The sequence below is a fragment of the Marinomonas dokdonensis genome (assembly GCF_052747885.1).
The window spans coordinates 531,031-556,719 of record NZ_JBRAND010000003.1 but is presented as its reverse complement, the minus strand read 5'-3'; the positions used below and the strand labels follow the sequence as shown (position 1 = coordinate 556,719).

Sequence of the window (25,689 nt, the reverse complement as noted above, 5' to 3'; positions counted from 1 at the left end):
AACCCCTTACTGTCATTTTTAATAATTTATTTCATTCAAGCATCATATTGTGATTTGTAACGCCACTCATCCAGTAATTCTTCTAGCTGAGCCAAGCCGTCCTTATTAAAAATCACGCAGGACTGCCCATTTACATAGCTATTACTTTTTACACAAGATTCATCAATAAATATACAGCATTCTCGTAAAGATTCTAAACCTTGATTATCTCGAATCTCCATGCCAATAAAAACCGTCCACTCACGCTCGGGCAACTCACCTAAAATGGCTCTTTCCAACAATTTAACAGCGTCCGCTTGAGTAAACCGATAATAGGGTACCCGGTAGATATGGCGAATATAAAACAGCAGTAATACGACCAAGAGTAGAAAGCACAGCCCTGCGGACACAAGCATCTCTAGCAGCATTAGTGGAACGAGTACTCAGCCAAAGCCTCTTTAGCTCGTAGCAAATGAGGTTTGTATTCTTCTTCGTAGCCGTCCATTTCTTTTAAGAACTTGGCCCTAGCTGTAATAGGAAGCGACTTCCATTGATCATGGGTCGGAATATGTTGCGTTTTTTCCTCCACAATATAGAAAGCTGAAATATCGTCATGAGCAGATAGATCCACCCCCAACTGATCCAAAAGATTCTTAATGCGAATACTGGTTTCAATCCAATTTAATTCTTCTGAGCCAACCGTTTTTAAAAGCACACGAATACTATCTATACGTTTCTGACGCTCTTCCTGCATACGCGCTTCACCCTCTTGTATTCGCTGGGCTCGTTCTTTATTACGCTTTAGTTGCCTTAATATGAAACCAATAGAGATGGCCATAATGACAATCGCCAAAGCCAGAAATATAAAAAATACAGTTAATGACATATCCAACCTTTTAAAACTTTTTAACGTTATCGTTTAATACCCTTACCGTGAACTAGGCTTCCCCACGCAGTAATAACGCAAGCGCCATAAATAATTCAGGGGTTGTAACCAGTAGAGACTCACCATTAATTGCATCAGGAAGCTTGTTTTGTGTCGGCGCATAACGGCCAACCCTAGCACCTGCCTCTTCAGCTATTAAGGCACCTGCAGCCATATCCCAAGGTTTCACGGTCTCAAAATAGGCATCTAGTCGACCTGACGCCACCCAGCATAAATCTAAAGCCGCCGAACCATTCCTGCGTATATCTTGGCAAGCATGCAAAATACGCGATACACGTTCAACAATAGGGGTTAAGGCCTGTTTCTGATAAGGAAAGCCCGTAGCTACAAGGGCGTTACGCAGGTTCGTATTGCCCGATACAGCCAAAGTACGGTCATTACAAAAAGCGCCTCCACCTTTGCTAGCCCAATAGCACTCATCCAAGAAAGGCGCATTCACCACTCCAACGACTCGTTCGCCATTAAAGTAAACCGCGATCGATACGGCCACATGAAGATGGCCGTGGGCATAATTGACCGTCCCATCAATAGGGTCAATCACCCAGACAGGTGTATCCTTGGGAAGATCACTCAACACCAGCGAAGGCGACGACTCTTCAGACAAGATTATGTGATCACCATAGGTACGGGCTATTTCTGCACACAAATACTCATCCACCGCTACGTCCGTGGTGGTGACCAATTCATGATCCGCTTTATAGTCTCTGACAAAAGCCGACGCTTGACGGGCTTGCTTGATCATTTCGCCAGCTTGCCTCGACCACTGCAAAGCAGAAGCAAGCCAGCTTTTGTATTGTTCCGTCATCATCAATTATTACTCTAGCTAATTAGGAAAGACGCTCATTCAACCAAGCAGATATGTCGATAACTTGTTCTGGGCATACAGAGTGTGGCATAGGGTAAGTTTTGTAGACCAAATCAAAACCCTTTTTAGTAAACAGGTCTTTCGCTTTGACCGCCAAGCTTGGGTCAACAATTGGATCCTGGGAGCCGTGATGAATCAATAGTGGTGTTTTACCATTCACACACTCTTGTGCAGGTGGCACTTGATCACTGTCAGCTAGATACGTCGATAGCGCCATAACACCGGCAAATTTGTGATTGGAATGTAATGCCAGTTGGTAAGCAATCACTCCGCCTTGAGAAAAACCCGCTATAACAATGTTTTCTGTCGGAATACCCAAATCAATCTGCGCGGCAACCAAGGCTTCAATTTGTTCGCAAGACTCTTGGATATTCTCCATGTCCACCTTGCGATCAAGGGTCATTTCATAAATATCGTACCAAGCGCGCATGGCCATACCACCATTCACTGTGACAGGACGACGGGGCGCATGGGGAAAAATGAATCGAACAGATAAACTTTTTTCTAGATTTAAACTTGGCACTAACCCTTCAAAATCATGACCATCTGAACCCAATCCATGTAGCCATATTACGCAATGTTGTGGTTTTTCACCTATCTCGACCTCAACACAGGGCAATAACTCTGACATAGTTTCCTCTCTTATGACGTAAGCTTAAATAAATGCCCCTAGCCTACCATAAAAGCTTTTTAATGAAGGCTCTTCATTCAAAAATCAGAGACATTTGCTGAGGAGACTCGGTCACCAAACGATAGCCAACCCCCACCAGCCGAATCGGTTTTTGCTGACGTTGATAAGCCTGCTGAAATAGCTCGTTGAATATCTGTACGGAGAGTTTTTCTTTAATAGGCCGCTCAATGGTGGTTTGCGTAAAATCATCGAATTTAAGTTTTAAGTAATATTTATTTAAACGGGTTTCGAAATTGCGCCCCGTCATGCGTTGTTCAAGCTCTTGCAACAGTTTCGGCAGAACTGCCACCCCTTCCGCCAAGCCTTGAAGATCTTTCGCGAAAGTATGCTCAACAGAAATGCTTTTTCGCTCTCTAGAGGTGCTCACGGGTCGATCATCTATGCCAAGGGCAAATTGAGATAAGCGAAACGCCATAGTGCCAAAAGCCTTTTGCAATAAAGCAAAGTCTAGCTTTTGTAGATCCGCACAGGTTTCAACGCCAAGCTTGGTAAACCGCTCTTGAGCCACCTTACCCACCCCCGATATTCTCTTTACTGGCACAGCAGCAACAAATTCATCCTGTTGCTCCGGTGTTACAACAGTTAACCCATTGGGTTTTTGCCAGTCACTGGCTACTTTCGCGAGGAACTTGTTGCTGGCCACTCCTGCTGACACAGTAATCCCGACTTTGGCAAAGATTTTCTCACGAATCGCTTGCGCAATGAGGGTCGCGCTGCCTTGGTAAGCGTCGGCATGGGTCACATCTAAGTACGCTTCATCTAAGGATAATGGTTCAATAATTGTGGTGTATTCACGAAAAACTTCATGCATTAGTTCAGATGCCTGACGATATTTCGCCATATTACCGGGCAGGACTTTCAGGGATGGGCACAAACGCAACGCCATAGCGGTCGGCATAGCAGAACGTACCCCATAGGAACGGGCGACGTAATTGGCCGTGGCTAAGACACTGCGCGTATTTGCTGGCCCACCAATGGCAATGGGTAACTCACATAAGCTTGGATCATCCCGCATTTCAATGGCGGCATAAAAGCAATCGGCATCAATGTGGATGATTTTGCGCTGAGACAAAACAACCTCAAACTGTATAAATATACAGTATAATAATCAATTGATCGCCTTTCAGCCAGCACTAAACAGAACTTTATCACCACAAACAATCTCGCCTTAATTCCCTGTTCTACCCAGACTTTTTTTAAAAACTAGCCACATATAGGGTTTATATGAGTAAAAACCGATAAAAACCTCACTTTTGCACTACCAAACATGGACGCTCACCCTCAAAATAGTTTACATTTTCAACATCTAGTTGCTTTGCCCCTTGTGTCGTTTATGTTGTGAATCGTGATAGCAAATGGCTGATGATGAAATGACGCTTAGAATGACCTCCAGTTGAGCAACGATAAGAATACTCTCGATACGGATTTCCAAATTCAGGACAACACAATGACATTATTAACACGCTTATCTTTAATTACGGCCGCCACCATTGTTTTATATGGTTGCCAGACAACGACGACAGATAGCAGCGCGCAAAATTGTACTAGTGTTGCCCCCTGTAATGGCAATACCTCAACCACCTATGCCAACACTGGCACCACCTCCAATAACCAGGTGGTCACGGTTGCACAGAGTGAACCCATCATTGTAACCGCAACAGGCTATGCAGCGATGATGACAAGCAAGCGTTACTCTAAGTCTCAAACTCGTATCATGACTCTACGTAGCTCTACTCTAGATGCTTACCGTAATCTTTCGGAACGTGTTTACGGTCTTAAAATTGACGGTTCAAGCTCCTTAAGCAATATGGTTTTGCAACATGATGAGCTAAGAACCTATGTTGATGCCTATCTTGTTGGCGCCAAAGTAGTATCACAACGTGAGCACGAGGACGGCACCTTTGAGACTGTGGTTGAAATGGCACTACAAGACAACTTCCGACAATGTGTTAGCTCACCAGAAAGCCTAACCAGCAACCCTAGTTGCCAAGTCCGCTCTGCTAGCCAATCTGTTAACATAGAGAGCCCAGCCAAGCCCGCGACTAATTTCTATACTATTGAATAAAATGGCACGTTTTTTAGCACTATCAATTAGCCTTCTTTTCATCTCGCTTACCCCAACTCTAAGCTTTGCGCTTAACGTTCGGGCTGTGGGCGAAGCTGTCATCTACAACGATGACCTTGTTGATGCTCGATACCGTGCGACAGAACAAGCTATAAAACAAGCTGTACTTGAATCCAGTTCGAGAGTCAGTGTTAAAGACCATTTAGAAAATGGCGAGCTTGAATCCAGCATTGAAATACGTAGCGCGGGCCGAGTTCAGAAAGCCAGAGTCATTTCAGAAGAGCGTAATGGCGACTTTCTCAAAGTCATAGCCCAAGTCGAGGTCACCGCAGATTCTCAATGCAGCACAGGCTCTACCCATTACTACAAAAAATCGGTTGCCATCACAGGCTTTGAAATACAAACACCTCAGCAAGCGAATCTAGGCGCATTGAGCAACATCTCAAGAGAGTTTCCCAAAAGCCTAGCCGACGAAATCAACAACAAAGGCTATCTCAACGCCTTAACAGCCACAAACATTGCCCTCTATCCAGACACAATTAATGCCCCCATCACTAACAATAACGACCGTACTCTCAGCAACATTTCCATGGTTGGCGATCAGCTCGGCGCTCAGTACCTAGTAAGCGGTGTCATCCGTGATATGGGGGAAGTGTATTTAAGGGAGCCAGACAACAAACATAGCCAACCTCTTGATGAAAATTTAAAAGAACGCAATTTTGTCGTCGATATTTACTTGTATGATAGCCTTAATGGCGCTTTGCTATTTCAACAGCGATACAATGAGATGGGCAACTGGGATATTTCAGACCATGCTCGTGTTGGTTTTGGAACAACAAGATTTTGGTCGACTCATTATGGTAAAGTGATTGAGCAAGTTATCAAAAAAGGCGCGATCGATACCAGCGAAAAACTTCGCTGCCAGCCATTTATGGCGAAGATTTTCCGCACGGAAGGTAACCGGATCCACATTGCTGCAGGCTCATTAGCAGGCATTAAGCAAGGCGATAACTTTAGCGTTTATCGTCGTTATGAGATATTTAACCAGCTACAAGACGCACAATCTCAGCTGAATAACGCTAATATCAATGTTACAATCACTCAGGTTCAGCCACACTTTTCGATTGGTGAGCTGGCAATAGACGCTCAAATACTCAACGTCCAACAACAAGACGTTGTAATTGCTTGGTAATACATACTTTTTAGGATTTTATAATGAACCACGAACTACTACATCACCTTGAGCAACGCATTAACGAAGCGGTTGAAGAAATTGGCTCTCTACGCAAGCGCATTTCTGAACTGGAAATGCAGAATTACGAATTAAGCGAAGAAAAAAGCGAGCTTCAATCCAGCATCGAACAAAACAACGCGCAACAGTCGACTTGGGAGTCTTCTTTATCTCAGATGCTAGAGCGCCTCAACCAATTGGATGATAAACAATGAGATCCATCATCCTCGCTGCATTAATTATCTTCAGCACTCAAGCTTCGGCAGAGAATCAAATTGCAAGCTTGGTAACCTTTGAGTCAACGGCCGCTCGCCCGACAACAGAAGATAAAAATATCACCTCCATTGTTAATACTGGAATGGAGCTAGTGTCTCCATCTAACATTTCTGTGTATGGTGGTTTTTCCTTTATCATAGGTGAAGACTTTGAGAGTGCAGTGGTACTCGGCACACGTTTTTACAGTGCAACACCTGCTTTCCAACTGTTCCCAGGTATTCCTATGTGGTCTTACATTGGTGCCGGTATCGCCAGCTATGATGAAGTAACCTATTACCCTGAAGCAGGCTTTCGTGTTGCGACATCGGATGCCACTCGCCTAGATGTTTTTATTAAGATTCTTAACAGCAAAAGTGATGTTTATGACAAGCACTTCATGGTTGGCGCAGGACTCACCTTCTAACACCATGAGATTTGTCCCCATGCTAGCCATAGGCTTAACCGTTTCACTTGCCTATCTCTGGTGGCAAAACGGTCAAAACATTGCTTTCGTTTTGCCTAATGACCACCAGAAACAGGAAATGCTGGGGCTAACTAAAGCCCCTCGCATTCCCTTGACACCACTATAAAGATTGAGCTTTGTTTTATGGAACAACTTATTGCCCAACTCGAACATCGAGTTAGTCAGCTATTAGAAGAATTGGACAGAGCCAATGAGCAAATCCAGCAGTTAACAAGTCAAGCAAGCACGAACACGTCAGATTACAGTGCTTCAATGGATCTTCTACAGCACATGGCCGATCGCTCAACTGAGGAACAGCTTCAACTCTACATAGAAGACTCCCTTGACTTATTAACGCCGGAACCAGCCACCAAAAAAACCAACAAACCTTATCCGGTTGAAACTCAATTGAGCTTCAACCTATTACCTGAGTGCGCTGATTCCAGTGCAAAAGCCACGATAGATAAACAGACGATTGACATGACTAAACCTCAAACAGAAATAAACGAACTGCCTGAAGTACAAGAAGAAGCAACAGCAGCGGCTGAAGAAACCTTGCCAACGCAAGAAGCCTCAGCAGAAGGTAGCTCCGACGCGCTTACTGGTGAAAACAGCCAAGCTGCAACACCAGAGCTAAGTGCAGAGCAAAAGAGACGTCAAAAAAACCAGAAGAACAATCGTCGTCTAATCAAGATGCTGGAAGACCGTTATCCGAAAGCATTCGACTGGAACCAACCAAAGCCTCTTAAAGTTGGTATCGACAAAGATATGGTATTGGATGATGACTTTAATGCCAGTAAACAAAAACGCGCCCTAGCGGCTTACACGCGCTCAGACAGATACAAAAAATGCCTTTTGTCTGGACAGCCTCGTATTGATCTTGAAGGCCAACCGGTAAACAACGAGCCAGCCTTACCGGAAGCCATGTTACCGAAGAAAAACAAAGCGACAGTAAATCGCCCTAAGACAGATAAAAACCAGCCTACACGCCCTAGAAACAAACCTCAGGCCAAGCAACACAATAAGCCTAAACACAAGAGCAACCCACAGAAACAAGAAGATGATGCTTACAGCAATTTATCTGCCGAAGAGCGCATGAAAGCAAAACTTGAAAAATTATTAAAAAAATAGAAATAAAAGCTTTACAGAACTAAGTGCGGCTTATAATATATGCCGCGCTGCTGTGGAGGGGTTCCCGAGTGGCCAAAGGGAGCAGATTGTAAATCTGCCACGAAAGTTTCGGTGGTTCGAATCCACCTCCCTCCACCATTTCTACTTTCCTTGTAGAAACAATCACTTATCACACCATTTCAAAACGAAAAACTCTCACTCTAAAATAACCTCACGGTACGCTAAACTTTTTTTCGTTTATCAACACCAGACAAGCACAACGCACCGCCATTCACTCATTCCGACACAAGCCACGCAAAACAGACACACCAGTCTGTCTGCATAGGCGCACCCAAAGAAACCAACAAACCTTTAGATCAGCGAAGATCTATCAAGAACAGCAGATAGCAGATAGCAGATAGCAGATAGCAGATAGCAGATAGCAGATAGCAGATAGCAGATAGCAGATAGCAGAAAATAATATTGAGCGACTAGACTAACAAGAGAATAAAGAGAAACAAAAAAGAATGGTGGGTCGTACTGGATTCGAACCAGTGACCAATTGATTAAAAGTCAACTGCTCTACCAACTGAGCTAACGACCCGCTCATAAAAGGATAATGCTAAGAGGTATATCTAATGGTCGGAGTAGAGGGATTCGAACCCCCGACATCCTGCTCCCAAAGCAGGCGCGCTACCAGACTGCGCTATACTCCGATGGCTCCTCGAACTGGACTCGAACCAGTGACCCAATGATTAACAGTCATTTGCTCTACCAACTGAGCTATCGAGGAATTAATCAGATAATGCAGAATTTTAGCATTGAGATAGTTGGTGGGTCGTACTGGATTCGAACCAGTGACCAATTGATTAAAAGTCAACTGCTCTACCAACTGAGCTAACGACCCAACTATCTGAGTAATGGGGTGGACGATGGGGCTTGAACCCACGACCGCCGGAATCACAATCCGGAGCTCTACCAACTGAGCTACGCCCACCATTACTAGATGATGATAAAAAATGGTCGGAGTAGAGGGATTCGAACCCCCGACATCCTGCTCCCAAAGCAGGCGCGCTACCAGACTGCGCTATACTCCGATGGCTCCTCGAACTGGACTCGAACCAGTGACCCAATGATTAACAGTCATTTGCTCTACCAACTGAGCTATCGAGGAACTAATTTTATCTTGTTCGCAACACACTTCCTTAAAGGAAGATGGCGGAGGAGGAGAGATTCGAACTCTCGGTAGGCTATTAACCTACGCCAGTTTTCAAGACTGGTGCATTAAACCGCTCTGCCACCCCTCCGTTGCGAGCGAGGTGTATATTACTGATTTGAAATTTCAGTGCAACATTTTTTTTAAAAAAATTTAACTTTTTTCACTTACATAGCCCAGTTCTGCAGACGCATGTATCCAGACATTGGAATACCAGTAATAATGCTGACCAGAATAATCCGGCATAGTACAGTTAATGCGACCGCGGCCAACAGGGAAAGGCTTCTCTGCCATTGCCACCACTTCATTATCCGATACCCAATCAAGCGTCGCTTTGCCTTGCCCAGACACATAGCAGGTCAAATCTGTGAATCGGTACTTACCTTCTTTAAAGGTTAACTTAAGGGAGACGGGCTGATCGGTCGCAAAGTCGCCTCCGTTTTGCGCTTCAACCAATGGCATTGGTTTAGCGTTCAGCTTGGTTTTTAATGTCGATAACTTGGCATAATTCCCTGAGGCAGGAAAGCGCGGCAGGTTTTCAAAGTCTGAATCTGCACTGACCACACCGGACTGCTGGCCAAAGGCCATAATGCCTCGCTGTTTCATCAAGTCACGAATTTGTCCATTTGATTCACCGTAAGGGTAAGCCAACATTTTAGGTGAATGACCAAGGTGTTTATTCAGCAAATCCTCTACAGCATCCACTTCGTCTGTCATACGTTGCAGCCAAGCCTCATCGGACTCACCTTCTAGCTTGCGCAACATATAAGGGTGGCTCACTGTATGATTGGCAAATACGCCCCCTGAGCTTTCCATTTCTCTCATCTGCTGCCAAGTGAGAAAGTGGCGATTAGATTGCTCCACAGGCTGAGTATTAATGAACACTGTAAAAGGGAAGCCACGCTCCTTCATGATAGGGAAGCCTGCCAAATAAATATTACGGTAGGCATCATCAAAGGTAATGGCGACGGCTTTTTCTGGTAAGGCTATATGTGCTTTTAAATCTTCCAGAGCTTGGTATAAATCAACGACCTGAAAGCCCGCCGTTTTTAGATAATCCATTTGCTCAGTAAATTGCTCTGGCGTTACCGACGTCGAAAATGGCGTACTCTCGCCCACATGGTGATATTGCAACACAGGTAAATAATCTTGTGCTTGTACTGCTGTGCTGGCACATAGTGCACCAGTGACGATTCCATACATGATTTTTGACGACATATTTATCTCTCTTTAATTTCGATACGCTCATTCTACGCGACACACGCCCCAGATGAACAGCCAAGAGAGGCTTAACATTACCCAATAAAAAAGGACAACTGTTATGGTCGTTTTGCTAGGTCACTGCCTCTACACCTAATAAGCAATCCCTTCTACACTCAAACTCAAGACGTTAATCACTTATTATTGAATTTAGAGGTCGCCATGAGTAAGTCATCTTTTTATCAGCAGCTTGAAACCAATTTAAACCAACTTGAAAGCCAAGGTTTGTATAAAACAGAGCGTCCTCTTACCTCGTCACAATCAAGCCTAATCACTACCCAGGATGGCCAGCCGCTTATCAATTTGTGTGCAAATAACTACCTTGGTCTTGCCAATGACCAGGGCGTGACCAATGCCGCCCACCAAGCCTTAGATGAGTATGGCTATGGTATGGCTTCAGTACGATTTATCTGTGGCACACAAAGCACTCATACTGCACTAGAAAAAAGCCTCAGTGAGTTTTTGCAGATGGATGACACCATCCTCTACTCCTCTTGCTTCGATGCGAATGGTGGACTCTTCGAAACCTTATTGGATAAAGAAGATGCCATTATCAGTGATGCTCTTAACCACGCCAGCATCATAGACGGCGTGCGCTTATGTAAAGCTAAGCGCTACCGCTACGCCAACAACGATATGGCGGAGCTTGAGGCGACTTTGCAACAAGCCGATAGAGATGGCGCTAGAACCAAGTTAATCGTGACCGATGGGGTGTTTTCCATGGACGGCATTATTGCTGACCTAAAGTCCATCTGTGATTTGGCAGATAAGTACGACGCCCTAGTGATGGTGGATGATTCCCATGCGGTAGGTTTTCTAGGAGAAAACGGCCGTGGTAGTCATGAATACTGCCAAGTATTAGGTCGTGTCGACATTATTACTGGCACCCTAGGCAAAGCATTAGGTGGCGCTTCTGGCGGCTACACCAGCGGAGCAAAACCTATTATTGATTGGCTACGCCAGCGTTCACGTCCGTATCTATTCTCTAATGCGTTAGCGCCAATGATTACCGCCACCAGCTTATACATTTTGGAATCTTTAAAGCAAAGTGGCGAAGCACGCCAACAACTCAGAACCAATAGCCAATATTTTAGAGAAAAAATGAGTGCGCTAGGCTTTGAACTTGTGCCCGGCGACCACCCTATCATTCCAGTGATGCTAGGCGATGCTAAACTGGCTCAAGATATGGCCAATGCACTCTTCCAAGAAGGAGTATTTGTGACCGGTTTCTCTTACCCAGTAGTACCTATGGGCAAAGCAAGAATTCGTACCCAGATGTCAGCCACTCTGACCATAGAACAACTCGACACAGCCATTGCAGCTTTCACCAAAGTCGGCAAAGACCTAGGCATTATTTAAGAGGTTCAGATGAAAACATTAGCCAAAACTCACTCTCAACCAGGCATCTGGATGACCGAAGCGGAAGCACCTGAATGCGGCCATAACGATGTGGTAATCAAAATTCGTAAAACGGCTATTTGTGGTACCGACATGCACATCTACCATTGGGACGATTGGGCACAAAAAACCATTCCAGTCCCCATGGCGGTTGGGCACGAATTTGTTGGCGAAATAGCGCAAATTGGCCCTGAGGTTTCAGGCTTTGAGATTGGCGATCGCGTGTCAGGCGAAGGTCACATTACCTGTGGTCACTGCCGTAATTGCCGTGCGGGTCGTCGTCACTTATGTCGAGAAACCATAGGCGTTGGGGTAAATCGTAGCGGGGCTTTTTCGGAATACCTCGTGATTCCTGCCAGCAATGCCTTCAAGATTCCTGATGACGTCAGTGATGACATGGCGGCGATCTTCGACCCCTTTGGTAATGCCGCACACACCGCTCTATCTTTCGACCTGATTGGTGAAGATGTGCTGATCACCGGGGCAGGTCCAATTGGCGCCATGGCTGCGGCCATTGCCAAGCATGTGGGGGCCCGCAATGTGGTCATTACCGATGTAAACGACTATCGTCTTGCCCTCGCTAAATCTATGGGCGCTACCAGAACCGTAAATGTCCAAACCGAGTCCCTAAAAGACGTCATGACAGAGCTTAATATGCATGAAGGCTTTGACGTGGGACTAGAAATGTCAGGCAATGCTATGGCCTTTGAGTCCATGTTGGAAAACATGAACCACGGAGGCAAAATTGCCATGCTGGGTATTCCTAGCAAGGACACATCGATCGATTGGAATCAGGTGATCTTCAAAGGTTTAATTATCAAAGGCATTTATGGCCGTGAGATGTACGAGACTTGGTATAAGATGGTCGCTATGCTGCAATCAGGCTTAGACATCAGCCCCATTATTACTCACCATTTTTCAGTTGATGATTTCCAACAAGGCTTTGACACCATGGCATCCGGTCAGTCTGGAAAAGTCATTCTAGATTGGCAATAAAATCCATGAGTTAATGCTTGAGTATGTTGCGTCTTGAAGAAGATAGCGTTAGCGTTATCTTTTCAAGACGGCAACAGAGCACAAACATGTTAGAAATTGGTACTCAACTCCACCCTACTCCGCATCCTGATGCCCTTTTTATACTACTGCATCGCAACCAAGTTCTCGTTGAAGCGGATAAACGCTACCTTTTCAAACTTTCCGACTTTCAGCCCGACGCGTCCATGAGTGCGGTTTTCTGCGGTCAGTGGCAAGGACAAGATGTTTTTGTATGCAGTTTTACCAACATGCCAAAAGGCTTTGTTGAAGCGGACTTAAGAGAATTACTCTTTGCACAGGATAACGACCAATATCTATTACTTAGTCGTGCTCACCAGCTAGCCACTTGGGACAAAGACCACAAGTTTTGCGGCCGCTGTGGTACTAGAATGGACAAAAAGCACCCAAGGGAGCACACCAAGATTTGTCCTAGTTGCAACTTACGTCACTACCCCAGAATATCTCCCTGCATCATAGTGTCGATTCGCAAAGGCAATAGCGTCCTGCTTGCCCGCGGCCTACACGCCCCGAAAGGAAAATTTAGTAACATCGCTGGCTTTGTCGAAGCGGGTGAAACCTTAGAGCAAGCCGTAGCGCGAGAAGTACAAGAAGAAGTTGGGCTGAAAGTAAAAAATATACGCTATGTGGACAGCCAGCCTTGGTCTTTTCCTCATCAGCTTATGGTGGGTTTTTTCGCTGATTACGAAAGTGGTGAGATTCAGCCCGCCCCCGGTGAGATTGACGAAGCCGACTGGTACCCTCTAGATGATTTGCCGCATATTCCCAACCCAGCAACCATCTCAGGCCAATTGATACTGCGCCACATAGAGCATATCAAACAGCATGACTAGCACTGACTCAGAGCACAACAGCCTCCTAAATCATAGTAGGCTGTTTTACTCTCCTAATTAGCCATAAGAAGCCAAAAAACATTTTGGCTTTGTAACGGCTATCCCTATACTAAACGCTCTTTTTTCACTGGGCTAAATGAGCGCACCGTGCAAGCACTACTTCAATCTATAGAACAAAGAGTTAAGCCACTTATTGGTAAAGGGAAAGTTGCAGACTATATCCCTGCGTTATCCAATGTGGATGGCAACCAGTTTGGAATCGCGATTTACGGCCACGATGGCTCTCTGTATCAAGCAGGCCAAGCGGATACGCCTTTTTCTATTCAGAGTATTTCGAAGGTGTTTAGCTTAACGCTGGCCATTAAACATTATGGCGAAAGTATGTGGCAAAGAGTGGGCCGTGAACCTTCAGGCAACCCATTTAATTCCTTAGTACAATTGGAATACGAAGCTGGCATTCCGCGTAACCCCTTCATAAATGCTGGCGCCTTGGTGGTCAGCGATATGATTCAGTCTCGTTTCGCCACACCTCACTATGCGATGCGCGGCTTTATCCGTCGTCTAGCAGACAACCCAGACTTACACTCGGATAAAATTGTTTCTGACTCTGAGTACGAGTTTCGCGCTCGAAATGCTTCCATGGCGTATTTAATGAAGGCCTTTGGCAATTTTGATAATGATGTTGAAAGCGTCTTGCACAACTATTTTGACAACTGCGCCATGAAAATGAGCTGCGTTGATTTAGCCAAGGCTTTTAGTTTTCTGGCTAACAAGGGGGTTTCCCCTCACACTGGAGACAGCATTTTAAGCGCTAGAGAAACCACTCAAATTAATGGTTTATTAGCCACCAGTGGTTTATATGATGAAGCAGGTAACTTTGCTTATCGCGTTGGTTTACCGGGTAAAAGTGGTGTGGGTGGAGGAATTATTGCCATTGTACCGAACCGTTATTCCATTTGTGTCTGGTCGCCAGAGCTTAACAAGGCCGGCAATTCCTTGGCAGGTATGGCGGCCTTAGAAGCCCTTTCTGCTGACCAAGGCTGGTCGGTCTTTGGCTAAGCTATAAGCCAACAAAGGACGCTCTGCGCCCTTTGTATCTCACTTTTACTAATCTGTTAAAACTTTATAACAAGGGATGTATTCACTGCCGGGCAGTTTCATCCTTTGTTGAGTGACAAAAGCTTGTAACAAAGCATCTAACTTAGCGAGCAAAGCACTGTCGCCATGGATTTCAAAAGGTCCATGCTCTTTAATGTAAGCCACACCTTGAGCCTTTACGTTCCCCGCCACAATCGAAGAGAATGCCCTTCGCAGATCTGCCGCCAACAAATGTGTTTCTTGATCAAAATGTAAATTCAGGCCCAGCATCTTTTCATGGGTCGGTTCGAACGGGTGCTGGAACTCTTCAGGAATATACAATTTCCAATTGTAATAAAACGCATCCTGTTGGGATTTACGGTATTGGCGTACTTCCTCAAGACCTTGCTTCATGACACGCGCAACTTCCACTTCATCATCAATAATAATGCGGTATTTATTTTGCGCTTCAACGCCCAGCACATCACCAATGAAGGCATGAATCTGCTCAAAGTAGTCAGCACTCTCTTTTGGCCCTGAGAATACCAGCGGGAAAGGCACATCGGCGTTATTAGGGTGCAGCAGTATGCCAAGAATGTAGAGAATTTCCTCAGCGGTACCAGCGCCCCCAGGAAATACAACAATGCCGTGCCCTGTGCGTACAAAGGCCTCTAGTCGCTTCTCGATATCAGGCATGATGACCAGCTGATTAACAATAGGGTTCGGAGATTCCGCAGCAATAATGCCAGGCTCGGTTAGCCCCAAATACACACCACTTCGATTACGCTGTTTGGCATGGGCGATAGCTGCCCCCTTCATTGGCCCTTTCATTGCACCAGGACCACAGCCAGTACAAATGTTTAAATCACGTAGACCCAACTCATGACCGACCCGTTTCGTATAGTCGTACTCGTGGCGGGCAATAGAGTGTCCGCCCCAACACACCACCATGTCTGGACTTTGAATGCGGCGAAACACATTGGCATTTCTCAGCAATTCAAAGACCACATTGGTGATTTCATCGGAGCTAGCTTCTTTCTCATTACGCACCAAGCTGTATTCATGGTAAGAAAAAATAATATCGCGCAACACACTGAACAGCATTTCACGCACGCTACTAATCATCTTGCCATCCACAAAAGCACTGGCGGGCGCATTGGTAAGCTCTAATTTCACACCGCGTTCTTGCTGGATGATGCGAATACCAAAATCTTGGTATTTATCCATAACGGCTTGCGGATCATCTGAGTCACTACCACAATTTAAAATGGCTAATGCGCAGCGACGGAACAAATCATTTAAAGGTCCGGATTTTTCGGACATTCGGGAAATTTCATTTTGAGACAGCATTTCTAGTGCGCCCTTAGGTGCGACTAATGCATCAATACGACCTTCATATGTCATATTCGCCCTCCTTCTTATCTTCTATAGGCGTTTGGCTTTCTTTCATTCTCTACCTTTTCATCATGCCCTAAACTCAAAGTAAATAAAAACAATTATTTAGCATTGAAATTCGCAAACTCAAAAGAATAGTAACGGCCTTTCGTTGCACTTTATCGACCTTGCTTTGCGCTTATCAGAAAAGCCTAGAATCGCGCTTGCTCTGCCTTGGAAAACATCTTTTCTTCACCTTTGCGCAAACTAATGCTCCAACTACCTAACATAAAACCAACAAAACAACACAAACACACCCTGAAAAGGTTTTTGACTTTTGTAGCCTTACAAATCAGGACGAAACATCACACAAGCAATTGGGCTTATCACGGAAAATTAACACTTATTTAAAGCTTCTACGTCTCACCACTCTGCGCTATGTCCTGAGGTTGTATATGGATATGAAAACGTCCGTAAAATTCCACCTATGTAAGATTTTTTTACTTGTAATTGGCTGTTATCACTCCAGCCTATTTGCTGAAAAATTAGAAACTGTCCGTTTACAGTTAAAAGCCCCTCACTCTTTCCAGTTCGCAGGGTATTACGCAGCTAAAAAGCTTGGCTACTATCGGCAACAAGGCCTAGAGGTTGAGATCCTACCCGCCAAGTTTGGCCAAAATATTATCGAAGAGGTTGCCTCAGGAAGAGCTCAATATGGCGTGGGAGATGAAGACTTGCTGATCGCCCGAGACAGAGGCTTTCCTGTGGTACTAATGGCAAGTATTTTTCAACATACGGCTGCGGCATTACTGGTAAACGATCATATCCTTAGCCTGCGCGACTGGCATGACAAGCGCTTTATGATTAGCCCAGATACGGCGGCGTTACTGGCGTTTCTGAAAGAAAATGGTATAGAGCTCAAGCAGATCAAGCTTGTTGAACATACCTTCGATATTCAGGATCTAATAGACGGAAATGTAGACGCAATTGGTGTTGACTCTCCTCTAGATGCCTATTTCTTAGAAACCATGCATTTCCCTTATAAAATTTTCACTCCTAGGTCATTGGGAATCGATTTTTTAGGCGATAACCTTTTTACCAGTCAAAAAGAAATCGATAACCATGCAAATAGGGTAACGGCCTTTCGTGAAGCCAGCATCAAAGGCTGGCAATACGCTCTAGAAAACCAAGCGATTGTTATAGATTGGATTTTTAATGACTATGACTCTTTCCTGTCAAAAAAGGCCCTAGAGTTTGAAGCGAATGCCCTCTACCCATTACTAGAACCTAACTTAATCCCATTAGGCTATATCAACCAAGAACGCTGGGAAAACATGGCCACCACTTATTTTGATGTAGGCCTCATTCAACAGCCCTCCTTGGCAGAGGATTTCTTTTATTCGCCACCAAGCCAGCCAGACTACAGCATTGTCTATATTGTATTAACGGTCACTTCCTGCATTATTATCGCTTTATCCATGCTGGCAATCTTTGTCATGCGTACCAACCGACGCTTGGATGCCGCGTTGGAAGAAAGCCGCCACGCGGAACAGAGAATCTGGCAACAAGCAAATTTCGACTCGCTCACCAAACTGCCTAACCGACACTTCTTTAGAACTTCACTCGACAAAAAAGTCACCACAGCGCTTGAAAAAAATGAGGCCCTAACACTCTTCTATCTTGACCTTGATCGCTTCAAAGAAGTAAACGACATTCACGGTCACGACGAAGGAGATAAAATCCTCATTCAAGCGACGAGTCGAATGGAGAATCGCCTGCCTCACCTATGTACCGTTTCTCGACTAGGCGGTGACGAGTTCACCATTATTATCGAAAATATAAAGGATAGGGCTGGGGTAGAAGCCATTGCACAACGCCTACTAAGTTGTCTTCGACAGCCTTTCAGAATAGGCTCTGAGAGGATTTTTCTTTCCGCCAGCATTGGTATATCCCAATTGCCCGAGCACTGCACAGACGCTGATTCGCTAATCAAGTACGCAGATGAAGCTATGTATGCGGCTAAACATTTGGGACGTAATCAATTCCATTGGTTTACCAAAGAATTGCACGACAATGTACTCAACCGAATCGAGCTCATTTCTGACTTGCGAACCGCCATCAAGAACCATGACTTTAGTTTGGTCTACCAGCCTATTATTGATTTGCAGAGCCATAGAATTATTAAGGTTGAAGCATTAATTCGCTGGCAGCATGCTAAAAAAGGCTTTATCTCTCCTGCTGTGTTTATCCCTATGGCAGAAGAAGCGGGGTTAATAAATGAAATTGGTGATTTTGTGTTTCGCAGCGCAATTTCACAACTGGCCGATTGGCGCAACAGCATAGCCCCAAACCTGATGATCAGTATTAATACCTCACCGGCTCAGTACTTAAACGAGCCCAGCATCATGGTGGAATGGTTTGATTTGCTACACGAACTCACCTTTCCAGAAAACGTGGTGACCCTTGAGATTACCGAAAGCATGTTGATGCATAACAAAGATGCTATTACGACTCAGTTGCTAGCTTTTCGAGATCAAGGCATACAAGTGGCGTTGGATGATTTTGGCACCGGCTATTCATCTTTGGCTTACTTGAATCGCTTTGATATTGATTTTATTAAAATTGACCAGTCGTTCGTTAAAAGCCTAGCGCTCAATAATAGTGAACAGACTTTATGCGAAGCCATTATCGATATGGCCAAAAAACTGGGCTTAAAAGTGATCGCAGAAGGCATAGAAACAAATGATCAAATGAACATTCTGAAAACCGCAGGCTGCCAGTTTGGACAAGGCTACTACCTTTCTTACCCACTAACAGCGAATGCGATTACAGACTTACTCATCCAACAGAAACTACCGTCTCCAAAACTCTAAAGCGCATCTAGCCCAGCCTACAATGTCTTGAAGCTTCCAACCTTTTTCACGGCATTGATAAAGCCAGGCTGGGCTTCTAACGCCTTGATGTAGTTCAAAATGTTCGGGTACGCGGATAAATCCACTCTAGATTTTGACGCCATTAATGGAAAGCTAATTTGGATATCCGCCGCAGAAAATGCGTCCCCAGCCAGCCATTTATTTTGCTGCAACCTTGCTTCTATATAACTCAGTTGCGGTGCTAGTCGCGGCAGGATGAAATTTTCTTGGATTTTTGTCATCAGCATTTTAGCAATGGGCTTAATAAAGAATGGCATAGGGTTTTCAGGCACCTTCATTAATACCAACTTCATCACCAACAAGGGCATAAGCGAGCCTTCAGCAAAATGTAACCAGTAGCGGTAATCCAATAAAGCTTGCCCTGTAAATGGGCGGAGCTGAAAGTCTGGGTCGTAGGCATCCAACAAGTACTCGATTATGGCACCCGACTCAGCCACCACTAAATCACCATCACATAAGATAGGAGACTTCCCTAACGGGTGAATCGCCTTTAGAGATTCTGGAGCAGAAGCATTTTGAGGGTCCCGCTTATATTGTACGACTTCGTACTTTAGGTTTAGTTCTTCTAATAGCCACACAACACGTTGTGAACGTGAGTTTTCCAGATGATGTACCGTTATCATATCGCCTCCTATAATGCTGAATAGGGGCCACAAATATCCCCCCTACCTTTCTGATACTAAGGTTACGTGAAAAACTTCAAAAAAGATTGGCTCCTATTCGTAATCCCCTTTTTCTACCTCGTATTTCAATATCGTTTTCTTGTCTTTACCTCTTCAAGAACTACTCACTGGTTTCTTGATTTCACACATTGAGTTGCCTTCGTTAACAACCAAGTCACAGCAACACCTAAAAATAGATAAAAACTATTAATAAAAACTTATTAAGAGATATGATCAACAAAATATCAATAAACAGCAAATATGTATTTGTTTTAAAATTGATCAGTATTTCGCCATATAAGTTCACATTTAATGCACATTTCACCATAAAAAACGATTTACAGCTCAGAAACTGCTGGTAAAGTTCACCGAATTTTTAAGCTGGTCAAATCATAAGCGTTCATTGTTTACTCAATTAGACAATAAAGGCCGATATGACTGAATGAAAACTGCGCGGCGAAAATCGCGATTATGTCTAACCTTGTGGTTATTCATCACTGCATTTCACCACTTATATATGCGTTCTAATACCAAAATATAGAACTGATTTCATATGAAGATAGTGACACTCACCTATATCAACCTCCTGTTGGCGGCTCGCTCGCCTGTGTCCTTGTGCGCCTCTTTCTTTTTAGGCCAGCTTTTTCTGTCGCCTGTTCGTAATGTGTTAGGCGGCTTGGGATTCTCCCAACCAACCCTTGATCCAAAAATAACGAGATAACAAGATGAGTTTTGAAAAACTAGACAATGTCAGCGAGGAACAGCTGCCAATTGCTAAGCATAAACAGCATGGATGGAAGCACTTCCTCGGTCTCTACGCGGGTGAGCATGTTGCGGCAACCGAATTTGTCATCGGGGCAACTTTCGTGGCCCTTGGTGCGAAGACCATGGACATTTTACTGGGTTTGCTAATTGGTAATATTCTAGCCATTTTGAGCTGGACGCTTATTACCGCTCCGATTGCGACTCAAACGCGACTCAGTTTGTATACCTATCTTGAAAAGATCGCTGGCCAGTCCATGACCAAGCTCTATAACTGGGCGAACGTTATCATCTTTACGGTGATATCCGCCGCCATGATTACGGTCTCCAGTACGGCGGTGCGTTATCTATTCAATATCCCAGCTCAGCTAAATTGGTACCCAACAAACCCTTGGTTTGTCTTGGTGGTATTAGCCGTGGGGATTGTGGTGGTATTCGTTGCTATGTACGGTTTTAAAACAGTGTCTGAATTTTCCAGCATCTGTGGCCCATGGTTGTTTGTTATGTTCGGTTCGGGGGCCCTTGTGATGATGCCTGCCCTTGCCGATTCAGTATTAGGCACCACCACACTGAGCAGTATTAAAGACTTTATAACCATAGGTGACCAATCCATTTGGACTGGGGTAAACGCCCATGGTCAGCCCGGTATTGGTTTACTAGAGGTTATTGGTTTTGCTTGGGCGGCCAATACTATTACGCACTTTGGTCTAATCGATATGGCGCTGCTTCGCTACGCGAAAAAGCCGATCTACGGCTTAGCAACCAGCTCTGGTATGTTATTTGGTCACTTCATTGCTTGGATTTCTGCGGGCATCATGGGGGCTGGTACGGCGGTATTGGTGAAAAAGTCTATCATCGAGCTTGACCCAGGCGACGTTGCTTTCCAAGCACTTGGCTTATCAGGTTTTGTTATCGTGATTATTGCCGGCTGGACAACAGCAAACGCTAACTTATACCGTGCAGGCCTTGCGGCACAAGCCATTTTCCATCGCTACACGCGCCGCCAAACTACCCTAACAGTAGGTTTAGTCACGGTTATTGTGGCTTGCTTCCCATTTGTATTCGGTAAAATGCTACCGCTATTAACCTATGCGGGCCTATTGGTTGTACCAGTAGGTGCAATCGTGTTTGCCGAGCATATGATCTTCCCAAGAATTGGCTACAGCCGCTACTGGGTGAGCTACAAGAAGCTGACCCACAGCACACCTGCAGTCGCTGCATGGGGTATTGGTTTGGCATTCGGCTTTGGTCTAAACGCTCTAAACATCATGTCTTTCTACTACCTGTTCTTGCCAACTTGGGTCGTGACTATTGTGGTCTACACCCTGCTTGCTAAACGCTATGGTGCCGATAAAGCTTACCCAGCAGAACAAGCAGAAATGGAACGCAAAAACCAATTGGTTGAAGAGTACCACGAGCATCAAGCACAACAGATTGATCCGATTGTTGAAGACACCTCTTTGTTGTCAAAAGCACTGAAAACCATCACTTGGATAAGCCTAGGCATCACTCTAGCGTTGGCATGCATCACCATGTTCGCCAGCCCAGACATGACTAGTTACTTAAACAACCGTGATACGTTCTACCTATACGGCTTTATTTGTACCCTTGTGTATTTCGTTGCAGCCTACTGGGCATTGCGTCGTAAAAAAGCCTTACAAGCGTAATTTTTTAGAGAATCACTGATGAACACAGCCATTACATTACAGCAAGCAAGCCTTACTCAATTACCTGCCGAGGTGACTTACCCAAGCTATGATCGTAGCCAGGTAAAAGCAGGTATCGTTCACATTGGTGTCGGTGGTTTCCACCGCTCCCATGAGGCTTTTTATACGGATCAATTACTTGCAACCACAGGAAGTACTGAATGGGGCATTTGCGGGATTGGATTACGTGAAGGGGACCGCAAAATTGCGGACGTGCTGAAACAGCAAGACTACCTGTATACCTTGGTGGTTAAGCACCCTGACGGCAAAATCGAAAACCGTGTTATTGGCTCTATTATTGATTTCATGTTGGCTTGCGATAACCCAACCGCTGTTATTCATAAAATGGCCCATGTAGACACAAAAATCGTCTCTCTTACCATTACTGAGGGGGGTTACAATTTTAACCCTGCAACCGGTGAGTTCGATTTTACCAATCCAGATGTACAGCATGATTTGACTCATCCAGATCAGCCAAAAACTGTGTTCGGCTACCTTACGGCCGCGTTAAAAGCACGTCGTGCAGCAGGTTTACCAGCCTTTACCATTCAATCTTGTGACAATATTCAGCACAACGGTAATATGACGCGCAAAATGGTACTGGCTTTTGCTCAGCAACAAGATGCGGATCTTGCTCAGTGGATCGCCACAGAAGTGCGCTTCCCGAATGCTATGGTAGATCGTATCACGCCTGTTACCACGCTTGCAGACATCCAAACCTTGGAAGAACAGGGCGTAACAGATGCTTGGCCTGTGGTTTGTGAACCCTTCACTCAATGGGTTATTGAAGACACTTTCTCTAATGGCCGTCCGGTTTGGGAAGAAGTGGGGGCCCAGTTTGTAGATGACGTCACCCCTTACGAGACAATGAAAATTCGCCTACTAAACGCGGGCCACTCTGTGTTGGGGCTATTAGGTTCATTACACGGCCATGAAACCATTGATGGTTGTATCGCAGACCCTTTATTTGCCACTTTCTTGCGTCAATTTATGGATGTGGAAGCCACACCTGTATTAGACCCTGTACCTGGCATTAACCTAGACCAGTACAAAGACACCTTGATCGAGCGTTTCGGTAACCCGAACGTGAAAGATAACTTGGCACGTATTTGTCTAGAAAGCTCCTCTAAGCTGCCTAAATTCTTGATCTCCACCATCACGGAAAACCTTGCTAAGGGTGGACGTATTGAACAGGCAAGCTTGGTGCTAGCCGCTTGGTGTTATTACTCAGACAAAGGGGTGAACCAAGCAGGTGAGCCATTAGATATTGTCGACGAGATGAAAGTGGCATTGCATAACGCAGCAGCAGGCACACAAGAGGATATCTTAGCCTTTGTGAAGCAGAGCAGTATTTTTGGTGATTTGGCAAACAACACTGTTTTTGCCGAAACTTACTCACGCTTGGTGGGCGAGCTTTACAGCCAGCGTAACGTTGCTCAGCAAATGCAAAATATGCTGCCAACCGAAGCGCAACGCATCGCCTAAATCCAGCAAAACTAGAACAGTGACACCTTCAAAACCTTACTGATTCGATCAGTAAGGTTTTTTTATCTCTTGGCAAAATACGCTACTACTCAAAAATACATTCAGTAAATCATACAAAAGCGCTAAACTGTGCCTGTGACATGGTGTTGTCGAAAGAGCCCCTTTACGCAAAGTGCTAAGGTGAAAGAATGAACTGGATGTCAATAATTCTAACGCTGACGGGTATTGTCACCCTTATATTCAGTTTAAAACCTGCGTCTCAAATCTGCCAAAAAGACAGTCATTTTGGCTGGCGAATACTTTCTGCTCTCATATTGTTTTTTATCCTAGGCTACAGCGCAGCTTTATATTATTTAATCCAACATCCTGTTGAAAGTGGCCTTGATGAAGCCTTCTCGGTGATCTTGTGTGGCGGTGGTTTTTTCGTCTGTATCGTCATCAATATGAGCCTAAACAGTATCATCAAAATCGAACAAGTGGCGGAACAGGAAAGGCATAACGCCCTGCACGACAACCTCACAGGACTACCAAATCGAAAATATTTATTGCTGAAAATGCAATACTTCCAGCAACAAGAAAAAGACTTTGCCCTGCTCTCCATCGATTTAAATAACTTCAAGCAAGTCAACGATGCGTTAGGCCATCACTATGGTGATGAGCTTTTAGTGGCTGTTTCAAAAAGAGTAAATAGCATACTTCCCCAGTCCGCGTTGTTGTCACGTTTGGGAGGTGACGAGTTTGCTATTGTTACATCATCTGCTAAAGAATCCGACTATATGAAAATAGTCGAGGTGGTACATGACGCTCTAAAAGATCCCTTCAAACTGGTTGGTTACGATATTAATGTATATATCAGCATGGGCATTAGCCTGTTTCCTGAAAACACCTCACATATCGATGAATTAATGAAGCAAGCCGACATGGCCATGTATGTTTCTAAGAATAAACGACTTACTTTTACCTTATTCAACAAGGACTTAAGCCAAGGTGCTAATGAAAGACTGACCATTTCTTCACGTATCGAGCAAGCCATAGATAAAAACGAATTCGAACTGCACTACCAAGCCATTGTTGATAATAACAAACATATTCATGGTGCTGAGGCGTTAATCCGCTGGCCACAACAAGATGGCAGTTTTATCGACTCAGAGACTTTCATCAAGATCGCAGAACAGAGCACATTGATTGATAAAGTAACCATCTGGGTTCTGGATCAGGCAATCAGAGACTATGCGCAACTGATCAAACAGGGCTTAACTGGCCCACTGCACATCAACCTTTCAGCACAAAACCTGCAAAGCAGCTTGTTTTTCCAGCATGTCTCTAAGTTGGTGGAAAACCAGCATATCCAGACGGGACAATTTGTTTTTGAAGTAACAGAAAGCGCCATGATGACCAACCTACAAGCCACTAAAAGCATGATGCAAAAATTCCATGCCATGGGCTTTGAATTTAGCATTGATGATTTTGGCACAGGTTTCTCCTCCTTTTCATTATTACGAGAGCTGCCGATTAAACAGATTAAAGTTGATCGCTCATTCATCACCCATATGACCGTCAATGACATCAACCATTCCATCGTAAAATCTGCGGTTTACCTAGCTAAAAATTTAGACTGCAGTGTCGTAGCAGAAGGGGTTGAAAATGACACTGTGGCACATTTATTAGCAGCGTTAGAATGTGATTACTTACAAGGCTACCTGTTCAGTGACCCTCTCTCGTTAGCAGATTTTAGCTCTTTATTAAACGGTAACACTCAGCCGCCAAAATAAAGACAAACCTATGCCTTCACGAAAGTTTCTGCTAGATTTAGGCCTACTTTTTGTTTTACAGACTAAATCGTTTAGATGCGCCCTAACCCTTTGACTGACAAGAATATACACAGAAAAAATGACCATTAATCCTATCAAGTTTTACAAATGCCTTGCTGATGAAACCCGCTTACGTTCTATTATTTTGATACAACGAGAGCAAGAACTCTGTGTTTGTGAACTCATGGCAGCACTGGATGAAACTCAGCCAAAAGTGTCTAGACATCTAGCATTATTAAGACGTGACGGCCTGCTGACGGATCGCCGCCAAGGCCAATGGGTGTACTACAAAATCAACCCGCAACTGCCTCAATGGGCGGTTAACGTCATTACAGAAACGAGCCAGAGTAATGGTGAGTTTATCGAAGAAAACCTCACCAAATTACAGCAAATGGGCGACCGACCCGAGCGTCAAAGCTGCTGCTAAAATTACCAATAAATGATCTAATCCCCCACCTTTTCCGCACTAACGTTAACCTGAGCGACTCTTCCTCGTTCAGGTTTCGTCATTTCT

At 44.6% G+C, this 25,689-nt stretch carries 23 protein-coding genes and 9 tRNA genes; 16 read left to right on the top strand and 16 right to left on the bottom strand.

The features are described 5' to 3' along the window. Positions 1–35 precede the first annotated feature (35 nt). The 5 genes from ACUM5Y_RS10460 to dinB form a co-directional block, all read right to left on the bottom strand. Positions 36–395: a hypothetical protein gene (locus tag ACUM5Y_RS10460; RefSeq protein WP_445976887.1), complete on the bottom strand. Its 360-nt coding sequence runs from the start codon at positions 393–395 to the stop codon at positions 36–38. Positions 396–406: 11 nt separating this feature from the next. After that, positions 407–865, bottom strand: a complete 459-nt coding sequence (locus ACUM5Y_RS10455; RefSeq protein ID WP_445976813.1) for a DUF2489 domain-containing protein — start codon at positions 863–865, stop codon at positions 407–409. Positions 866–917: 52 nt separating this feature from the next. Next, positions 918–1,733: an inositol monophosphatase family protein gene (locus tag ACUM5Y_RS10450; protein WP_445976812.1), complete on the bottom strand. Its 816-nt coding sequence runs from the start codon at positions 1,731–1,733 to the stop codon at positions 918–920. A gap of 19 nt (positions 1,734–1,752) precedes the next feature. Further along, on the bottom strand, positions 1,753–2,421 hold the full coding sequence (locus ACUM5Y_RS10445; protein ID WP_445976811.1) for an alpha/beta hydrolase: 669 nt from the start codon (positions 2,419–2,421) through the stop codon (positions 1,753–1,755). Between the two features lie 73 nt (positions 2,422–2,494). Beyond that, the gene (gene dinB, locus ACUM5Y_RS10440; RefSeq protein ID WP_445976810.1) at positions 2,495–3,553 is read right to left on the bottom strand and encodes a DNA polymerase IV; all 1,059 of its coding nucleotides are present in this window, start codon (positions 3,551–3,553) and stop codon (positions 2,495–2,497) included. A gap of 375 nt (positions 3,554–3,928) precedes the next feature. On the opposite strand from dinB, the gene ACUM5Y_RS10435 reads away from it, so the two are divergent. From ACUM5Y_RS10435 to ACUM5Y_RS10405, 7 genes are all read left to right on the top strand, one after another. Continuing rightward, positions 3,929–4,546 carry an LPP20 family lipoprotein gene (locus tag ACUM5Y_RS10435; protein ID WP_445976809.1) on the top strand — a complete coding sequence of 206 codons (618 nt, stop codon included), beginning with the start codon at positions 3,929–3,931 and terminating at the stop codon, positions 4,544–4,546. A 1-nt stretch (position 4,547) separates the two neighbouring features. Then, positions 4,548–5,738: a flagellar assembly protein T N-terminal domain-containing protein gene (locus tag ACUM5Y_RS10430; RefSeq protein ID WP_445976808.1), complete on the top strand. Its 1,191-nt coding sequence runs from the start codon at positions 4,548–4,550 to the stop codon at positions 5,736–5,738. 23 nt (positions 5,739–5,761) lie between these two features. Further along, the gene (locus ACUM5Y_RS10425) at positions 5,762–5,992 is read left to right on the top strand and encodes a cell division protein ZapB (protein ID WP_445976807.1); all 231 of its coding nucleotides are present in this window, start codon (positions 5,762–5,764) and stop codon (positions 5,990–5,992) included. Continuing rightward, the gene (locus ACUM5Y_RS10420; protein WP_445976806.1) at positions 5,989–6,456 is read left to right on the top strand and encodes a hypothetical protein; all 468 of its coding nucleotides are present in this window, start codon (positions 5,989–5,991) and stop codon (positions 6,454–6,456) included. The genes ACUM5Y_RS10425 and ACUM5Y_RS10420 overlap by 4 nt, the downstream gene beginning before the upstream one ends. Next, positions 6,416–6,622, top strand: a complete 207-nt coding sequence (locus tag ACUM5Y_RS10415; protein ID WP_445976805.1) for a hypothetical protein — start codon at positions 6,416–6,418, stop codon at positions 6,620–6,622. The genes ACUM5Y_RS10420 and ACUM5Y_RS10415 overlap by 41 nt, the downstream gene beginning before the upstream one ends. Positions 6,623–6,639: 17 nt before the next feature. Beyond that, a complete protein-coding gene (locus tag ACUM5Y_RS10410) occupies positions 6,640–7,626 on the top strand; it encodes a ProQ/FINO family protein (protein WP_445976804.1) in 987 nt (328 codons plus the stop codon). Between the two features lie 54 nt (positions 7,627–7,680). Next, positions 7,681–7,764 (top strand) — tRNA-Tyr (locus ACUM5Y_RS10405). Positions 7,765–8,133: 369 nt separating this feature from the next. Here ACUM5Y_RS10405 and ACUM5Y_RS10400 read toward each other — a convergent pair. The 9 genes from ACUM5Y_RS10400 to ACUM5Y_RS10360 form a co-directional block, all read right to left on the bottom strand. After that, positions 8,134–8,209 (bottom strand) — tRNA-Lys (locus ACUM5Y_RS10400). 35 nt (positions 8,210–8,244) lie between these two features. Continuing rightward, positions 8,245–8,321, bottom strand: a tRNA-Pro gene (locus ACUM5Y_RS10395). 1 nt (position 8,322) lies between these two features. Further along, positions 8,323–8,398 (bottom strand) — tRNA-Asn (locus ACUM5Y_RS10390). 38 nt (positions 8,399–8,436) lie between these two features. Next, a tRNA-Lys gene (locus ACUM5Y_RS10385) sits at positions 8,437–8,512 on the bottom strand. Between the two features lie 14 nt (positions 8,513–8,526). After that, positions 8,527–8,602, bottom strand: a tRNA-His gene (locus ACUM5Y_RS10380). A 23-nt stretch (positions 8,603–8,625) separates the two neighbouring features. Beyond that, positions 8,626–8,702 (bottom strand) — tRNA-Pro (locus ACUM5Y_RS10375). A 1-nt stretch (position 8,703) separates the two neighbouring features. Then, positions 8,704–8,779, bottom strand: a tRNA-Asn gene (locus tag ACUM5Y_RS10370). Positions 8,780–8,821: 42 nt separating this feature from the next. Next, a tRNA-Ser gene (locus tag ACUM5Y_RS10365) sits at positions 8,822–8,912 on the bottom strand. A gap of 62 nt (positions 8,913–8,974) precedes the next feature. Further along, entirely contained in the window at positions 8,975–10,039 is a 1,065-nt protein-coding gene (locus tag ACUM5Y_RS10360; RefSeq protein ID WP_445976803.1) for a polysaccharide deacetylase family protein, read from the bottom strand. A gap of 204 nt (positions 10,040–10,243) precedes the next feature. On the opposite strand from ACUM5Y_RS10360, the gene ACUM5Y_RS10355 reads away from it, so the two are divergent. The 4 genes from ACUM5Y_RS10355 (at position 10,244) to glsB (ending at position 14,424) form a co-directional block, all read left to right on the top strand. Beyond that, complete coding sequence (locus tag ACUM5Y_RS10355) at positions 10,244–11,440, top strand: glycine C-acetyltransferase (protein WP_445976802.1); 1,197 nt, start codon at positions 10,244–10,246, stop codon at positions 11,438–11,440. 9 nt (positions 11,441–11,449) lie between these two features. After that, positions 11,450–12,475 carry an L-threonine 3-dehydrogenase gene (tdh, locus tag ACUM5Y_RS10350; protein WP_445976801.1) on the top strand — a complete coding sequence of 342 codons (1,026 nt, stop codon included), beginning with the start codon at positions 11,450–11,452 and terminating at the stop codon, positions 12,473–12,475. A 23-nt stretch (positions 12,476–12,498) separates the two neighbouring features. After that, complete coding sequence (nudC, locus tag ACUM5Y_RS10345; RefSeq protein ID WP_445976886.1) at positions 12,499–13,365, top strand: NAD(+) diphosphatase; 867 nt, start codon at positions 12,499–12,501, stop codon at positions 13,363–13,365. A 147-nt stretch (positions 13,366–13,512) separates the two neighbouring features. Further along, positions 13,513–14,424: a glutaminase B gene (glsB, locus tag ACUM5Y_RS10340; protein ID WP_445976800.1), complete on the top strand. Its 912-nt coding sequence runs from the start codon at positions 13,513–13,515 to the stop codon at positions 14,422–14,424. A gap of 48 nt (positions 14,425–14,472) precedes the next feature. Here the strand turns inward: glsB and ppnN are convergent, their stop codons facing one another. After that, a complete protein-coding gene (ppnN, locus tag ACUM5Y_RS10335; RefSeq protein ID WP_445976799.1) occupies positions 14,473–15,846 on the bottom strand; it encodes a nucleotide 5'-monophosphate nucleosidase PpnN in 1,374 nt (457 codons plus the stop codon). Positions 15,847–16,277: 431 nt separating this feature from the next. Here ppnN and ACUM5Y_RS10330 point away from each other — a divergent pair, with 431 nt between their 5' ends. Then, entirely contained in the window at positions 16,278–18,689 is a 2,412-nt protein-coding gene (locus ACUM5Y_RS10330; protein WP_445976798.1) for a putative bifunctional diguanylate cyclase/phosphodiesterase, read from the top strand. A gap of 17 nt (positions 18,690–18,706) precedes the next feature. Here ACUM5Y_RS10330 and ACUM5Y_RS10325 read toward each other — a convergent pair whose 3' ends face one another. Beyond that, the gene (locus ACUM5Y_RS10325; protein ID WP_445976797.1) at positions 18,707–19,372 is read right to left on the bottom strand and encodes a glutathione S-transferase family protein; all 666 of its coding nucleotides are present in this window, start codon (positions 19,370–19,372) and stop codon (positions 18,707–18,709) included. Between the two features lie 764 nt (positions 19,373–20,136). On the opposite strand from ACUM5Y_RS10325, the gene ACUM5Y_RS10320 reads away from it, so the two are divergent. The 4 genes from ACUM5Y_RS10320 (at position 20,137) to ACUM5Y_RS10305 (ending at position 25,602) form a co-directional block, all read left to right on the top strand. Beyond that, complete coding sequence (locus tag ACUM5Y_RS10320; protein WP_445976796.1) at positions 20,137–21,840, top strand: purine-cytosine permease family protein; 1,704 nt, start codon at positions 20,137–20,139, stop codon at positions 21,838–21,840. Between the two features lie 18 nt (positions 21,841–21,858). Then, positions 21,859–23,364 (top strand): mannitol dehydrogenase family protein, encoded by a 1,506-nt coding sequence (locus ACUM5Y_RS10315; protein ID WP_445976795.1) that lies wholly within the window; start codon positions 21,859–21,861, stop codon positions 23,362–23,364. Positions 23,365–23,552: 188 nt separating this feature from the next. Continuing rightward, the gene (locus tag ACUM5Y_RS10310) at positions 23,553–25,136 is read left to right on the top strand and encodes a putative bifunctional diguanylate cyclase/phosphodiesterase (protein WP_445976794.1); all 1,584 of its coding nucleotides are present in this window, start codon (positions 23,553–23,555) and stop codon (positions 25,134–25,136) included. A gap of 118 nt (positions 25,137–25,254) precedes the next feature. Next, positions 25,255–25,602, top strand: a complete 348-nt coding sequence (locus ACUM5Y_RS10305; protein WP_445976793.1) for a metalloregulator ArsR/SmtB family transcription factor — start codon at positions 25,255–25,257, stop codon at positions 25,600–25,602. The last annotated feature ends 87 nt before the right edge of the window (positions 25,603–25,689 follow it).

Bases quoted from the DNA above. Each gene is read 5' to 3' on its own strand.
- ACUM5Y_RS10320 (WP_445976796.1), top strand. From the start codon at position 20,137: ATGAGTTTTGAAAAACTAGACAATGTCAGCGAGGAACAGCTGCCAATT.
- ACUM5Y_RS10420 (WP_445976806.1), top strand. From the start codon at position 5,989: ATGAGATCCATCATCCTCGCTGCATTAATTATCTTCAGCACTCAAGCT.
- ACUM5Y_RS10360 (WP_445976803.1), bottom strand. From the start codon at position 10,039: ATGTCGTCAAAAATCATGTATGGAATCGTCACTGGTGCACTATGTGCC.
- tdh (WP_445976801.1), top strand. From the start codon at position 11,450: ATGAAAACATTAGCCAAAACTCACTCTCAACCAGGCATCTGGATGACC.
- ACUM5Y_RS10330 (WP_445976798.1), top strand. From the start codon at position 16,278: ATGAAAACGTCCGTAAAATTCCACCTATGTAAGATTTTTTTACTTGTA.
- ACUM5Y_RS10315 (WP_445976795.1), top strand. From the start codon at position 21,859: ATGAACACAGCCATTACATTACAGCAAGCAAGCCTTACTCAATTACCT.
- ACUM5Y_RS10430 (WP_445976808.1), top strand. From the start codon at position 4,548: ATGGCACGTTTTTTAGCACTATCAATTAGCCTTCTTTTCATCTCGCTT.
- ACUM5Y_RS10415 (WP_445976805.1), top strand. From the start codon at position 6,416: ATGACAAGCACTTCATGGTTGGCGCAGGACTCACCTTCTAACACCATG.
- ACUM5Y_RS10445 (WP_445976811.1), bottom strand. From the start codon at position 2,421: ATGTCAGAGTTATTGCCCTGTGTTGAGGTCGAGATAGGTGAAAAACCA.
- ppnN (WP_445976799.1), bottom strand. From the start codon at position 15,846: ATGACATATGAAGGTCGTATTGATGCATTAGTCGCACCTAAGGGCGCA.
- ACUM5Y_RS10455 (WP_445976813.1), bottom strand. From the start codon at position 865: ATGTCATTAACTGTATTTTTTATATTTCTGGCTTTGGCGATTGTCATT.
- ACUM5Y_RS10305 (WP_445976793.1), top strand. From the start codon at position 25,255: ATGACCATTAATCCTATCAAGTTTTACAAATGCCTTGCTGATGAAACC.
- ACUM5Y_RS10355 (WP_445976802.1), top strand. From the start codon at position 10,244: ATGAGTAAGTCATCTTTTTATCAGCAGCTTGAAACCAATTTAAACCAA.
- ACUM5Y_RS10425 (WP_445976807.1), top strand. From the start codon at position 5,762: ATGAACCACGAACTACTACATCACCTTGAGCAACGCATTAACGAAGCG.
- ACUM5Y_RS10325 (WP_445976797.1), bottom strand. From the start codon at position 19,372: ATGATAACGGTACATCATCTGGAAAACTCACGTTCACAACGTGTTGTG.
- ACUM5Y_RS10460 (WP_445976887.1), bottom strand. From the start codon at position 395: ATGCTTGTGTCCGCAGGGCTGTGCTTTCTACTCTTGGTCGTATTACTG.
- ACUM5Y_RS10435 (WP_445976809.1), top strand. From the start codon at position 3,929: ATGACATTATTAACACGCTTATCTTTAATTACGGCCGCCACCATTGTT.
- ACUM5Y_RS10450 (WP_445976812.1), bottom strand. From the start codon at position 1,733: ATGATGACGGAACAATACAAAAGCTGGCTTGCTTCTGCTTTGCAGTGG.
- ACUM5Y_RS10310 (WP_445976794.1), top strand. From the start codon at position 23,553: ATGAACTGGATGTCAATAATTCTAACGCTGACGGGTATTGTCACCCTT.
- nudC (WP_445976886.1), top strand. From the start codon at position 12,499: ATGTTGCGTCTTGAAGAAGATAGCGTTAGCGTTATCTTTTCAAGACGG.
- ACUM5Y_RS10410 (WP_445976804.1), top strand. From the start codon at position 6,640: ATGGAACAACTTATTGCCCAACTCGAACATCGAGTTAGTCAGCTATTA.